8 protein-coding genes are annotated in these 14,161 nt (G+C 49.8%); 6 read left to right on the top strand and 2 right to left on the bottom strand.

Translation table 11 applies throughout. The features are described from left to right. Nucleotides 1-40: 40 nt before the first annotated feature. The gene (gene menA, locus H1A11_RS11490; protein ID WP_181757237.1) at nt 41-952 is read right to left on the bottom strand and encodes a 1,4-dihydroxy-2-naphthoate octaprenyltransferase; all 912 of its coding nucleotides are present in this window, start codon (nt 950-952) and stop codon (nt 41-43) included. Between the two features lie 70 nt (nt 953-1,022). Here menA and H1A11_RS11485 point away from each other — a divergent pair, with 70 nt between their 5' ends. Beyond that, nucleotides 1,023-2,090, top strand: a complete 1,068-nt coding sequence (locus H1A11_RS11485; protein ID WP_181758091.1) for a metallophosphoesterase — start codon at nt 1,023-1,025, stop codon at nt 2,088-2,090. Between the two features lies 1 nt (nt 2,091). On the opposite strand, the gene H1A11_RS11480 is transcribed toward H1A11_RS11485, so the two are convergent. Then, nucleotides 2,092-5,061, bottom strand: a complete 2,970-nt coding sequence (locus tag H1A11_RS11480) for a PEP/pyruvate-binding domain-containing protein (RefSeq protein ID WP_181757236.1) — start codon at nt 5,059-5,061, stop codon at nt 2,092-2,094. Nucleotides 5,062-5,187: 126 nt separating this feature from the next. Here H1A11_RS11480 and H1A11_RS11475 point away from each other — a divergent pair, with 126 nt between their 5' ends. The 5 genes from H1A11_RS11475 (at nt 5,188) to H1A11_RS11455 (ending at nt 14,005) form a co-directional block, all read left to right on the top strand. Continuing rightward, entirely contained in the window at nt 5,188-9,120 is a 3,933-nt protein-coding gene (locus H1A11_RS11475) for a two-component regulator propeller domain-containing protein (protein WP_181757235.1), read from the top strand. 130 nt (nt 9,121-9,250) lie between these two features. Next, nucleotides 9,251-10,192, top strand: a complete 942-nt coding sequence (locus tag H1A11_RS11470) for an ROK family protein (protein ID WP_005833057.1) — start codon at nt 9,251-9,253, stop codon at nt 10,190-10,192. 22 nt (nt 10,193-10,214) lie between these two features. After that, nucleotides 10,215-10,946: a 6-phosphogluconolactonase gene (locus tag H1A11_RS11465; protein WP_120138000.1), complete on the top strand. Its 732-nt coding sequence runs from the start codon at nt 10,215-10,217 to the stop codon at nt 10,944-10,946. Between the two features lie 53 nt (nt 10,947-10,999). Then, complete coding sequence (locus H1A11_RS11460) at nt 11,000-12,265, top strand: MFS transporter (RefSeq protein ID WP_181757234.1); 1,266 nt, start codon at nt 11,000-11,002, stop codon at nt 12,263-12,265. 15 nt (nt 12,266-12,280) lie between these two features. Further along, the gene (locus tag H1A11_RS11455) at nt 12,281-14,005 is read left to right on the top strand and encodes a glycosyl hydrolase family 18 protein (protein WP_181757233.1); all 1,725 of its coding nucleotides are present in this window, start codon (nt 12,281-12,283) and stop codon (nt 14,003-14,005) included. Nucleotides 14,006-14,161 lie beyond the last annotated feature (156 nt).

Below are 14,161 nucleotides of genomic sequence, written 5' to 3'. Positions count from 1 at the left end.
GGGATTAGGGTCTAACCGCTAATCCTTAACCTCTAACCTCTCAATTCAGCGCCACCGCTAACAGTAATCCTAAGAACAGCATATTGCGCGACGTCTCGCCCAGTATGCTGTTCAGCTTTTTACCGCTACCTATCTGTATCATTTTGCGCCACGTCAGTGCGTGCATATAGAGATAGACGCAGGGAGCCCAGATAAATTCCAGTGGAGTCAGCTTGCCCGTGTAGACAAACCAGAAGCAGAGCAGCACGGCGGCGATGCCCAGTGCCAGATACATATTCTCACCGAACTTCTTGCCGTAGCGTACCACCAGCGTACACTTGCCGCTTACGGCATCCTGCTCGCGGTCGCGATAGTTGTTCACCATCAGCAAGGTGTCTATGGCGAGGCCATTGACGAGCGACAGCACCACCACATCCATATTCAGCGTATAGGCCTGCACGTAGTAGGTGCCGCATACGGGCACGAAGCCGAAGAACACCAGCACCAGTACGTCGCCCCAGCCCCGATAGGAGAGCAGCGTGGTATAGAGGAAAGCAAACAGTATGCACACCACGCCCAGCACCACCAGTTCCCAGCCTCCGTGGGGCAGCTGCCCCCAGACGGTGAACAGCACTGCCAGCCCTGCCAGGCACGACAGTGTCAGTGCGATGCCGATGCCGGTTTTCATGGCTGCCGGCGTAATCCAACCTTCGGCGCAGGCGCGCTGCGGCCCCAGCCGGTCTTCCCGACGGTCGGTCCCTTTCTGGAAGTCGAAGAGGTCGTTGATAAAGTTGGCGGCAATCTGCATGCCGCAGGCAAAGAGGGCGCACAGCAGGGCGGGTGCGGTCTTGAACTGTCCGTCGCTGAAGGCAAGGGCACTGCCCAGCAATACCGGGATGATGGCTCCCGTCAACGTCTTGGGGCGGGCGGCGAGAAACCATGCGTAGGGTGAATTCTGTTTAATCTCGTTCATCGTAGTTCCAATTTAGTTCGGCATCTGCCAGCAAAAATACTGAAAATCCCTATATTTGTACCCACTTATGATGAAGAAGTTAGTCTACATATCCATTCTTTCTCTGCTGCTCTTGTCTTCCTGCCGTTCCAAGCGGATGATTACCGTGTCGTTGCCGCAGCCAGTCATGCAGGCAGACAGCACGCAGCTTGGCGATACTATCGGGTTGCCTGCCCGCCTTTCGCCGATGTTCACCTTTGACCAGTCTGATTTGCGTAATGTCCGCCGCCAGCCGGCGAAGGGCGAGGTAAAGAAACAGCAGATAAAGAAAACGGCACCGGTACAAAAGGTAATTGTGCAGCGAGGTACAAGAATCACATCGAAAACCACCCACGTAGGCTCGGCCTATAAGGGCGTCAGCCGCATTAAGACGTACGACTTCACGCATCGCGACGTGCCTGCCGCCTTCGAGGGCTTCCGCATCGCCTTTGTCTCCGACCTGCACTACAAAAGCCTGCTGAAGGAGGAGGGATTGAAGGACCTGGTCCGCCTGCTCATAGACCAGAAGGCCGACGTGCTGCTGATTGGCGGTGACTTTCACGAAGGCTGCCAGTACGTGCCGCCCGTCATGGCTGCCCTGGCGCAAGTGAAGACGCCGTTGGGCACCTATGCCGTGCTTGGCAACAATGACTACGAGGCTTGCTATGACGACATCGTGCGCGAAATGAGGCATTATGGCATGCATCTGCTGGAGCATAAGGTGGACACCCTGCGGCGTGGCGGCGAGCGGATTCTTGTGGCGGGCGTGCGCAATCCTTTCGACTTGGCCAAGAACGGCACATCGCCCACACTCGGCCTTTCGCCCGACGATTTCGTAATCCTGCTGACGCATACGCCGGACTATGCCGAGGACGTCCCGGTGACAAACTCCGACCTCATTCTGGCCGGACACACGCATGGCGGGCAGGTGACGCTGTTCGGGCTTTATGCACCGATAGTCCCCTCGCACTACGGGCAGCGGTTCCTCTCCGGGCTGAAGTACAACTCAAAGAACATCCCGATGATTGTCACCAACGGCATCGGCACTTCGCAGAAGGCCATCCGCATGTTTGCCCCCGCAGAGGTGGTGATGATTGTGCTGCACCGGCTGACGGACTGATTTATTCTTCGGGCATCAGCACCACTCCCAGTTTCTTCTTGCCATCCATCTTTACCACCATCGGCTGGTGGAAATGTACATGCCGCAGGTACTTCGTCTCGTGTACGGCAGGCTGTGCATTCAGGAATTCCTGATTGTATACGCCGTCATTCATAAAGGCGTTGATGGTAAAGTATCCCACTCCAAAGGAGGTCAGGTTCTGGAAGAAGTGGGTTCCCTGGCTGGGGTCTACCCGGTAGTTGGTCAGTCCGGCTTCCACTATCACGCGGGCAGCGCTGATGTGCGGCCACTTCACGGGGATGCCGAGCCAGGTGTCACTGCTACCCCAGCGTCCGGGACCTACAAGGACATAGTTGCGGCCTTCGTCCAGGAACTGCTGGTTCAGCTTCTCTATCTCCCAGGCAATCTCCTGGTTGTGGGAGGCACTATAGTCGTCTGTCTTCACATAGATAATGTCATGTATCTCGTTCATGATGCCATGTCCCAATGAGTTGTTGGAACGGAGCAGTACCTGGTTGTCTGGAATAGCGGTAAGGTCTTCATCCAGCATCTCCTTGGTGTCGACTATCGGGCGGATTTGCAGCAGGTAGAAGGTGCCGGTTTTGTCCTTCTCGCGGCTCATGGTGGCGGCAAACTCTATCTCTACGGGACGGCGCATCTCCTGCTCTCCGTATTTCAAAGCCAGTTGCAGGATGCGTGGCAGGGGGAATACGTCGTGTTGCAGGATGTTGGCAAAGGTGATGACTTTGCGTCCGCCGGGATAAAGCCCGTCGCGGATAATCTGGTCGTAAGGGTCGTAGGTGGAGGCTATGTAGTTCAGTGCTCCATCCTTTTCCGCTTCTTTGACGTGCAGTTTCAGCAGGTTGAAGCCGTCGTCGATGGAGAAGTCGTGACCGGCATTGCGCAGGTCGAGGGCATAGAAGCGGGTCTGAGTCTCTTTGAGGGCAATCTCCATTTCGCTGGTTTGCAGCACCTGGTTGGGGTGATAGGGCGAGAAGCGGAGCGTCATGCCACCGTCCACGATGTATTTACCTAAACCGAGCGCCAGATTGACGATACCTTCTTCTGCCTTCTCGTCGCCGATGGGGTAGTAGTTGAGCGAACGTGCCACGCCGGACATGCTGGGGTAGTAGCGGTCACCATACTGGTTGCCCACTACCTCTTGCAGGATGACAGCCATCTTTTCCTGGTCGATAACGTTGCTCGTTGCCTGCATGTATGCCTTCGAGTCGCGGAAGTAGACCGAAGCATATACTCCCTTGATGGCATCGCTCAGCATGCGCAGCATCTCGTACTTGTCGTCCAGATAGGGAATCATGTAGGTGTTGTAGATGCCGGCGAAGGGTTGGTAGTGCGAGTCTTCCAACAACGAGGACGAACGGATGGCAAGCGGCGACTTCACCACGTCGAAGAAGGTGAAGAAGTCCTCCACCAGGCGGTCGGGCAGCTTTGCTTTGAGGAAGTAGCGCAGGATGACGTCATCGTCGGCATCGGACAAGGCTATCTGATACAGATTGTTGGTATCCATAAACTCGTCGAACACATCGGTACAGAGCACGATGGTCTTGGGGATGGCGACACGGGCATTCTCAAACTCTTCGAACTCGGGGTGATGCTTCACCAGGTTGTCGATGAAAGCCAGTCCGCGCCCCTTGCCTCCCAGCGAACCGTCTCCAATACGGGCAAAGTTGGAGTATCGGTCAAAGCGGTCGCGCCTGAAGACTGCCACTACTCCCTGGTTTTTCATCTTGCGGTATTTCACGATAGCCTCGAAGATAATTTTACGGTGGGCATCCACGTCTTGCAGGCTATTCCAGGTGATGGGCCGCAGGAACTCTGCCACGGGGAACATGGCACGCGAGTAGAGCCAGCGGCTGACGTGGTTGCGGCTGATGTGGTAAAGGAATGATTCTGCCGGAACAGCAAAAAGAATGTTCTGCAGCTCTTTGAGATTCTTTACGCGGGCAATCTCTTCCAGCGTGTCCGGGTTGCGGAAGATAAAGTCGCCGAAGCCGAAATTGTCTGATACAATACGGCGCAGGTCCACATCCATCTTTTTGGAATTCTTGTCGATGAAGGCGGCATCGTATTTGGCTGCATACGCTACGTTGTCCGATTCGCTGGACTGTATGATAAGGGGTACAAACGGGTCTTCCTTGCGGATGGCGGCACAGAGCTTGATACCGGCCAGTCCGTCCTTCTCGCCCCGTTCTACGCGGGGGAAGCGTACGTCGGTGATGACACCTAATATATTATTCTTATATTTTTGGTAGATGCCGAAGGCTTCTTCGTACGTACGTGCCAGTACAATTTTGGGACGTCCCCTCATGCGCAGCGTGCGCTGGTGGGCATTCAGTGCTTCGGTAGAGAATTCCTGGCTCTGCTTCAATACGAATTTATACAGATTGGGCAGGATGGAGGAGTAAAAGCGGATGCCGTCTTCCACCAGCAGGATGAGCTGCACACCCACTTCGTTGACGTCGTGCTCCAGGTTCATCTTGTCCTCTATCAGCTTGATGATGGAAACCAGCAAGTCGGTATTTCCCAGCCAGCAGAACACATACTCAAAGGGACTGAGGTCTTCATTGGCAATGCGCTTGGTGATGCCGTGGCTGAAAGGGGTAAGTATCACCATCGGAATTTGCTCATATAGGCTTTTGATGTATCGTGCCACGTCGAAGCTGTCGTTGTCTCCCGTACCCGGCATGCAGATGATGAGGTCGAAAGAGATGGAGGACAGCTGTGTCAGCGCCTCTTCGCAAGTGGAAACCTGCGTGAAACGGGGAGGGTAGCGCAAGGAAAGCGAAGTGTATTCGTTGAATATCTTTTCGTCGATGCGGCCGTCATCTTCCAGCATGAAGGCATCGTAAGGATTGGCTATCAGAAGGACATTGAAAATGCGCCGTGTCATGAGGTTGGCAAACTGTGTGTCCTTGAAATAGAGCTGGTTTAATTTGAACTTACTGAGCATGGCTTCTCATGATTTGTTGGTTTCGGAAGGCAAAAGTAATAGAAATCGAACCTATTCGGATAGTTTTTCGACCGTTTTTTTTATATTTATGCGTAATATTGCATCCAAAAAAACAATATATGACCTATGTCTGCTCCATATCCGTTTCCATATAAATCCGTTGCATGTACATTTCTGCTGTTATGGGTGTCCGTTTTTTTGTCCGCTGACTTGTTTGCCGGTTCATTCCGCACCTTGGGTATCAAGGAGGGATTGGGCAGTCGGCAAGTATTCCAGATAAACAAGGATTCAGCCGGATTTGTCTGGGTGTATACTCATGTCGGGATAGATCGTTATGACGGGAATGAAATCAAGCATTACAAGTTGGACGGAATGGTTGATTCCAGGGACAATATCCAGTCTTCCACTACCATGATGTGTGATAAGGAGGGTATTGTCTGGGTTGCATTGAAGAATGGAAAAATCTATGCATACAACAAACTGACGGACTCTTTCCAATTGCGTGTGGACTTGGCCGATTACTTGCCTTCTCCGGTATTGTATAATATTCTGTTTGATGACGAAAACCGTTTGTGGTTGTGTATGTCGAAGGGGCTTTATTCTTGGGAAGAAAGTGCAGGGCTGTCTTTTGCCGGATTGAAGGGGCAATCTGTCCGTTGCATGGTCCAAATGGAAGATGAAGTGTTTTTTGCAGGCACCGACAAGGGTGTCTTCCGGCTGACGAGGGTAGGAACGGCAGGTGCTTCGTCTTTTGAGACGAGGCCGGTTGGCCTGCATACAGAGATGCATGTGGAATCGCTCTATGTCTTCGGAGCGAAGCTGTTCATCGGTACCTTTTCAAACGGGGTATTTGTGCTTGACGGTCCCGACGGGCGGATACATCCCTTGAATGACCGGATTCCTCATGTACCTATCCGTTCGTTTGCAAGGACAAAGGATAATTTGCTGCTGGTGGGAGCCGACGGTGCAGGTGTTTTTTGCATGGATGTCGCTACCGGAAAACTTTTGAACCATTACATGAATAACGGGGATGATGACAAAAGCTTGAGTGGTAATACGGTATCCGATATTTGTGTGGATGAATCCGGAGTTGTGTGGATTAGCACTTCTACGAATGGTATCAGCTATCTGGATCCGGAGATGCCGGATGTCTATAGAATCAGACACGAACGCAATAATGATAATTCCCTGAAGTCGGACCATGTAAATGTAATGTTTCAGGACTCGGAGGGAGATTATTGGTATGGTACAAACAACGGCGTCAGCCTCTATCAACCTCGGTCACGCAAATGGACCCACTATCTGGACAGTACGGAATATAGTGGCAAAGTGGTATTGGCGCTTGCCGAAGACTCCGGGGGAAACATCTGGGTAGGTGGCTATGGTATCGGTGTCTATTGTATTCATAAACAGACCGGACGGGTACAGAAGAAAGAGAAAAGAAATGTACATCCGGAGAAGGGAATAGCCACCGACTATGTTTATGCCATTTATGCGGAAGGGGATTATATCTGGTTCGGTGGTATTGAAGGAGAGTTTACCCGTTACGATATACGGACGGATACTTATACATATTACCCGATTGATTGCATAGGTGACATAAAGCCGGGTAAGGGGGGCTCATTACTGATTGCCGGTTGTAGTGGGTTGGCCGTCTTTGATAAGAAGTCGGGAGACACGCAGTGGCATCAGACGTTTGGAGACATCTCTCTGCATTATCCTATCCGTTGCTTGATGCAGTCTTCATCCGGTGATATTTGGCTGGCGACAGACGGGGAAGGCCTTATACGTGTTGGTCTGGATGGGAAAGAGGCGCATGCATATACCGTAGATGACAATCTGGTTTCCAATTCCATCAATAGTCTGCTGGAGGATAACGAAGGGCGTATCTGGTTCAGTACGGAGAAGGAATTGTATTGCTTGGATTGTTCCCGGGATATTATCATCAGTGCCAATGATTTTTTGGATGTCAGCTGGGGATATTACAACCCGAATGCTGCCCTTAAGTTGAAGAATGGATGCCTTGCTTTCGGTACCGCAGAAGGGGGCCTTTCCTTCCTTCCGTCTTTGGACTTGGGGACTCATGCACCCGTTGAGCTGATTCTGACAGACTTTAAACTGCTTTATGAATCGGTCAAAGCGGGAATGAAAGGCTCTCTTTTGCAAACGAATATCAATGATACCCGGAAAATAGATTTGAAGTATAATCAAAACTCCTTCTCTATTTCCTTCTCTGCCATCAACTTTGCAGTCCCGCATCGTATCAGATATGAGTATAGGCTCGAAAATCACAATGAGGAGTGGGAACACTCCAATTCAGTGCGGAACGTGAGCTATATGAATCTCTCGTCCGGTAAGTATGTATTCCGCTTGCGGGCATTTGATAAATACACCGGGCAGCAGGTGGGAGAAAGAAGTCTGGACATTGTCATTCATAACCCTTACTGGGTTTCGTGGTGGGCGCTGTTCATCTATTTCATCTTGTTGTCTGTCTTTGTCTACATATTTGTGCAGTATAGGAGGCATAAGGTGAACGAGGGGCGTATAAGGGACAAGATACGTTCCTTTATCAGTATAGCCCATGATATCCGTACACCGGTTACTTTAATAAAGGCTCCGCTGAGCGAGCTCGAAGCGCAGGAGGGACTTCCGGAGCAGGGTAAGAAAACCGTTGCGGTGGCAATGAAGAATGTGGAAAAACTGATGGGAATGATTACTCAACTGCTTGAGTTGCAGAAAACGGAACTGCATGCCGAGGAGTGTCTGAAGGTTTCTCCATACGACATTAAGGCTTATCTGGAGGAAAAAATGGCGGAGTTTCACTTAGCCGCCATGCAGAAGAGCGTCGGGATAGAGTTGGAGGTGGAGCCGGATATGCCCAAGGTTTGGATTGACCGGGAGAAGATGGATCATATCATAGACAATCTGCTCTCCAATGCCTTGAAGTATACAGAGAAGGGAGTCATTCACATACTGGTGAAGACTGCAAGAAAGAAGTGGACTATTGAAGTGAAGGATACGGGTATCGGCATTCCAAAAGAGGAGCAGGGCAATATTTTTCACGAATATTATAGAGCCCAGAATGCCATGAACTTTGAGGAAACCGGTTCGGGTATCGGTCTGATGATTACGCGCCGCATTGTGAAACAGCATCACGGCACCATCTCTTTCAGTAGCGTGGAGGGACAGGGAACTACGTTTACGGTAACTTTCCCGCAGAGGATAAAGGCGAGCGTGGCGGTGGAAGCGAAGGCTGACGGCCAGGAAGAAGCTCAGGCCGCTACCGGGGCTGTGCATGAAGAAACGGAACGTGCCGGGAGGAATGTCCTTCTTCTGGCGGAGGACGATGCGGATATGAGGGAGTATCTGGTGGACAGCTTGTCTTCCGAATATAAGGTAGTTGCCGTGCCCGACGGCGGAAAGGCATTGGAGACGGCAAGGGAAATCAATCCTGATATTATTATCTCGGACATTGTGATGCCGGTACTGGAAGGTGATGAATTGTGCCGGATTCTGAAGTCATCGGTAGATACAAGCCATATACCTATTATATTACTGACCGCACTGAGTGAGAGGGAAAATATCATCTTCGGACTGGAAGCCGGTGCCAATGACTACATCATCAAGCCTTTCGACTTGTCTGTGCTGAAAGTGCGTATTAGGAATATTCTTCAGAATAGGCAGCATTTGCGCGAAACCGTGTTGGCGATGGATGCGCAGCCCGAAGAGACAGACTATACCAGCCAGTTGGACAAGGAGTTTCTGGACAAGGTTATGAAGGTGATTGAGGAGGAGTTGTCCGATTCGGAATTCTCCATCAATGACTTCTGCCGGATGCTGGGCATGAGCCGCACTTCTGTCTACAATAAGATAAAGACGCTGACCGGGCAGGGACCGAATGACTTCATCCGCATTGTCCGTTTGAACAAGGCAAAAGAGCTGCTGGTTTCCCGGAAATATTCGATAGGGGAAGTGGCGAATATGGTCGGATTTTCTGACCCGAAATATTTCAGTACATGCTTCAAAAAGCAGTTTGGTACCAGTCCCAGCAAAATTTAGAGCCATGAAGACTGCTTTTGAACCACTGCTGACAAGTATTAAACCTTTTTTGTCAGAGAATAAACCCTTGTCTCCCTGATAGTGCGTAATATTGTGGACAGTAAACAATATTAAAAAACGCATATAAAAAATGGAAACGTATTTAGGTCTTGATTTAGGAGGCACGAAGTTGCTGATTGGCGAAATGGATAGCCGTGGCAACATTTTGAGGTATAAGAAATATGACTCCGGTTACTTTAATCAGCAGGCTGCGCTGGAAATCATCAAGTCGTCGCTCGATGATTATATCCGTACCGTGGGCTGGTATGACCAGAAACCGGTAGCGATGGGTGTTGGGCTGATAGGGCGTGTAGATCCCAACGAAGGTGTCTGGCTGCAGATTGACCCGAGCAGGACACAGCGGATTGAGTTGGCAAAGGAACTGTCGGATATATATGGCATGCCTTGCCATATAGACAATGATGTGAAGAGCGCTACAAGAGCCGAACGCGTCTGGGGATTCGGACAAATTTCCAAAAACTTCATATACGTAAATGTAGGTACAGGCATTGCCGTGGGTACGGTGATAAATGGGAGACAAATCCGTGGCAGCCATTTCAATGCCGGCGAAGTGGGACACGTGCGTGTAGGTGTGAACATAGGCATTAAATGCGGTTGTGGACGGATGGACTGTGTGGAGGCGATTGCTGCCGGCATAGGTTTTGACAATTGTGCCCGTCTGCTCCGCAACCAGTATGAGACCGGCCTGCATATTCCGGCTGAAAAAGGGGAACGGGTGATTGTGAGTGAGGTGTTTGCACTTAGTCAGAAAGGTGACCCTCTCTGTACGGTGCTGGTGGAGAATGCAGCTGAGGCGCTTGCCAATCTTATCATGAATCTGGTACGTGTGATTGACCCGGACACGGTGGTGTTGGGTGGAGGCATTGTGGCCGACGGGTATATGCACGAGAAGATTCTGGAGAAACTTCATCCTACGACCATGCGTTTTGTCAGCAACGGGGTTGTCATTACGAAACTGAATCCCGGATTTATCGGGCTTCTGGGGGCCGGCGCGGTGGCGATGAATATGTGATTAGGAATTAATGATTAAGAATATGAAAATAACAATAACAAAGAATGAAAAGGAGTTTGACTGCACGGCTGCATGGCGCATCATCGGGCAGATGTTGAATGAACCGGAGAGTGTGATAGGACTTTCGACGGGACGTACTACCGGCAATCTTCATCGGTTGGTGGGAGAAATCTATACTAAATATCCGTTTAAGGTGGATACCGTTACTTTCTTCGGATTGGATGAGGTAATGAATGTGCCGCGCGAATATGCCGGAGCATGCTACACGATGCTGAAAACGGAGTTGATGGATACATTGGGCATCAAGGAAGAGAATTTTTTGATGCTGCCTACCATTTCTGGTGATTTTGAACAGTCATGCAGGGATTTCCAGCAGGAAATTGCGAACCGTGGCGGCATTGATTTGCTGATTTTAGGGTTGGGTGAGAACGGACATCTGGGATTCAACCAGCCGGAATCTCCCTTTGGCGGTGAAGCATGGGTGACCCGGATGAATGTGGAACTGGAAGAACGCATCCGTAGAGAAACGGGTACTCCTCCCGATAAAGAGTTGGGAGGGGCTACTTTGGGAATAAAGAACATTATGCAGGCACGCCGGATTGTACTGGTTGCCAAAGGGACTAATAAAGCGAATATTGTCAAGCGGATGCTTGAAGGGCCTGTGACAACAGATGTTCCTGCTTCCATCCTTCAGCTTCATCCCAACTGTGAATTTCTGCTGGATGAGGCGGCGGCAAGCATGCTTAACTGCTAAGTCGCCTTGCAGGCGGCTGATAACTAATTATTTGAATTAATAATCAAAATACTATGACACAACAAGAAAAACAAATAAACTATATGGGGCCATTCATCACGATGGTGTTCTTGTTCTTTATTGTAGGTTTCCTTACGACTGCCAATACTCAGTTTCAAGGGCCTTTAAAAGAAACTTTTCTTTCGGAAGTGGGCGGGTTGAAAAATACTTTTGCTACTTTGATTACTTTCTCCTGGTTCCTTGCTTATCCGGTTTGTGGAGGGGTAGGCTCGTCGTGGATTAGTAAATACGGATATAAAGGAACATTGATGCGTGGATTGCTGGTGATGATTGTGGGACTTGGTTTATTCTTTGCCTCTTCCTATTTCACAGTACACTTTCCTGAAGCGAATTGGCATGCAGGAAATAATGTTATCCCTGGAGGGTTCTTGATTTTCTTACTGGGTTCTTTCGTGGTAGGGGCTTCGGCTACCATTCTGCAAGTGGTTATAAATCCTTATCTGACGGCTTGCCATGTCAAGGGTACCCAGTCCATTCAGCGTTTGGCTATAGGCGGTTCTGCCAATTCTGTGGGAACTACGCTTGCTCCTTATTTCGTAACTGGTGTCGTGTTTGGCGGTTTGTCTATGGAGGATATTCAGATTGACCAGTTGATGGTTCCGTTTCTGGCATTGATGGTGGTTATTTCTTTAATTGTGCTGCTGTTGATGAAATTGTCTTTACCCGATATTCAGGGAACCAGGGTAGAAAAAGGGGAGAGGTTGGAAAAGAGTGTATGGTCCTTCCGCCATCTGACATTGGGTGTGGTGGCTATCTTTTTTTATGTGGGAGTGGAAGTCTGTATCGGAGCCAATATCAATCTGTATGCCATTGAGATGGATTATGCTTCTCCGGCGCTGATGGCTACGCTCTATTGGGGTGGCATGCTTGTGGGCCGCCTGGTGGGGAGCAGCCTGAGCAAGATTTCTCCTCGCGTGCAGTTGACGGTTACTACGGTATCGGCAGGAGTACTTGCCTTGCTGGCTATTCTTCTGAATAATCCGTGGCTGCTCACGGCAGTAGGTCTGTTTCATTCCATCATGTGGGGAGCTATCTTTACATTGTCCGTTGCCCATTTGGGAAAATACACTTCGGTGGCTTCGGGTGTGTTCATGATTGGAGTGGTAGGCGGTGCCATATTGCCCTTGTTGCAGGGAGTGCTTGCCGATGTTCTTGGAGGCTGGAGATGGTCATGGTTCATTGTCCTCTTTGGAGAAGCGTTTATGCTGTATTATGCATTGATAGGTTCACGGGTCCGTCAGACCTGCGATAATTTGTAATTAAAGATAGTACTTATGAAAAAAATTAAAATGATGATGGCTGTCGCTTTAGGCGTATTGGCTTCATGCGGTAGCGTTAAGTCCGGAGAAGAGGCACTTGCGGTTTCCCGCGATTCAAAGGTCGTGGTTGCTTACGTCACTTCGTGGAGTGAGGTGATGCCCGACCCGCAGTACATGACGCATATTAACTATGCGTTCGGGCATGTAAACGAGAATTTCAATGGCGTCAAGATTGACAATGAGAAGCGTTTGAAGCAGATTGTTGATTTAAGAAAACAGAAGCCGGAGCTGAAAGTGTTGCTTTCCATCGGCGGCTGGGGAAGCGGACGTTTCAGTGAGATGGCTGCCAATGATGAGTATCGCCGTGCCTTTGCCGCGGACTGTGACCGTGTGGTGAAGGAATTCGCTTTGGATGGCATTGACATCGATTGGGAATATCCCACCAGCTCTATGGCAAATATATCCTCGTCACCGGACGATACGGAGAATTTTACACTTCTGATGCAGGCTATCAGAGCTGCCATCGGCAATGAAAAGGAACTGACACTTGCCACCGTAGCTTCTGCCCGTTACATTGACTTCAAGGCTATCTTGCCTTTCGTTGATTTTGTGAATATCATGGCTTATGACATGGCTTCCGCTCCCAAGCACCATTCGGCGCTTTATCCGTCGGGACATAGCGGTGATATTACTTCGGACGGTGCCGTTACCGCACATTTGAAAGCAGGCGTACCGCCTTCCAAGCTGGTGATGGGTATGCCCTTCTATGGTCGTGGTGGCAATGGTTATCCCAGTTTCCAGGATTATAATAAGGTAGGGAATACGGATACCCAATATACGGAGAAGTGGGATGATGTGGCTCAAGTGCCTTATCTGGCCGATAAGAACGATACGTTGGTATTTGGTTTTGAGAATCCCCGTTCACTTGCCATCAAGTGCCAGTATATTCTGGATAAGGATTTGCTGGGAGGCATGTATTGGGACTATAGTGGAGACAATGAACAGGGTGATTTGCGCCATACGGTGGCAGAAAACCTGTTGGGCAAGCTGCACAAGACGAAGGTGCTGGTGTTGACGGAACGTGGCGGACAGCACGGAGGATTTACGGATGCTGGCTTGAAGTGGTTGGCGGCCGAAGGTGCAAAAAGGAATTTCAGTATTACCGAGATAAACAATGCCAGGAACATAACGGAGGCTTACTTGTCGCAGTTCAGCCTGGTTATCCAATTGGATTTCCCACCTTATACTTGGCCGAAGGAAGCGGAAGATGCTTTTGTCAAGTATATAGAAGAAGGGCATGGCGGCTGGATTGGTTTCCATCATGCCACTTTGCTGGGCGAGTTTGACGGTTATCCCATGTGGCAATGGTTCTCTGATTTTATGGGTGGCGTGCGTTTCAAGAATTACATAGCTCCGCTGGCCGACGGTACGCTGATTGTAGAAGATGAGCAGCATCCGGTAATGAAGGGTGTTCCGGCCTCTTTCGTTGTGCCCGATGACGAGTGGTATACTTATGACAAGAGTCCGCGTCCCAATGTACATGTACTGGCCAATGTGGATGAGTCGAGTTATACGCCTGCGTCGGACATCAAGATGGGCGATCATCCGGTGGTTTGGGTCAATGAAAACAAAAAGGCACGCAATGTTTATTTCCAGATAGGGCATAGCAGCAAATTGTACGAAACGGAAGGGTTTACGACCATGTTCAGAAATGCCATTGACTGGACTTTAGGAAGGTAATCCTCTTTATTCTCAATGGATTTGGAAGAAAACGGGTACGTACAGAAACGTATCCGTTTTTTTATGGGTTTAAACTTTATCACTTTAAGTTTAAAATAAAACGTTTTTTATGGATGTGTTAGTAAATGAACTCCTTATGAGAAATATTCAACTTCT

It is taken from the genome of Bacteroides sp. CACC 737 (assembly GCF_013874375.1).
In the GTDB taxonomy this organism is placed as follows: domain Bacteria; phylum Bacteroidota; class Bacteroidia; order Bacteroidales; family Bacteroidaceae; genus Bacteroides; species Bacteroides uniformis.
Note: the sequence above shows the minus strand (reverse complement) of the source record. Positions and strands in the feature narration are given on the sequence as shown.

Bases quoted from the DNA above. Each gene is read 5' to 3' on its own strand.
- H1A11_RS11470 (WP_005833057.1), top strand. From the start codon at position 9,251: ATGGAAACGTATTTAGGTCTTGATTTAGGAGGCACGAAGTTGCTGATT.
- H1A11_RS11475 (WP_181757235.1), top strand. From the start codon at position 5,188: ATGTCTGCTCCATATCCGTTTCCATATAAATCCGTTGCATGTACATTT.
- H1A11_RS11455 (WP_181757233.1), top strand. From the start codon at position 12,281: ATGAAAAAAATTAAAATGATGATGGCTGTCGCTTTAGGCGTATTGGCT.
- H1A11_RS11465 (WP_120138000.1), top strand. From the start codon at position 10,215: ATGAAAATAACAATAACAAAGAATGAAAAGGAGTTTGACTGCACGGCT.
- H1A11_RS11480 (WP_181757236.1), bottom strand. From the start codon at position 5,061: ATGCTCAGTAAGTTCAAATTAAACCAGCTCTATTTCAAGGACACACAG.
- menA (WP_181757237.1), bottom strand. From the start codon at position 952: ATGAACGAGATTAAACAGAATTCACCCTACGCATGGTTTCTCGCCGCC.
- H1A11_RS11485 (WP_181758091.1), top strand. From the start codon at position 1,023: ATGAAGAAGTTAGTCTACATATCCATTCTTTCTCTGCTGCTCTTGTCT.
- H1A11_RS11460 (WP_181757234.1), top strand. From the start codon at position 11,000: ATGACACAACAAGAAAAACAAATAAACTATATGGGGCCATTCATCACG.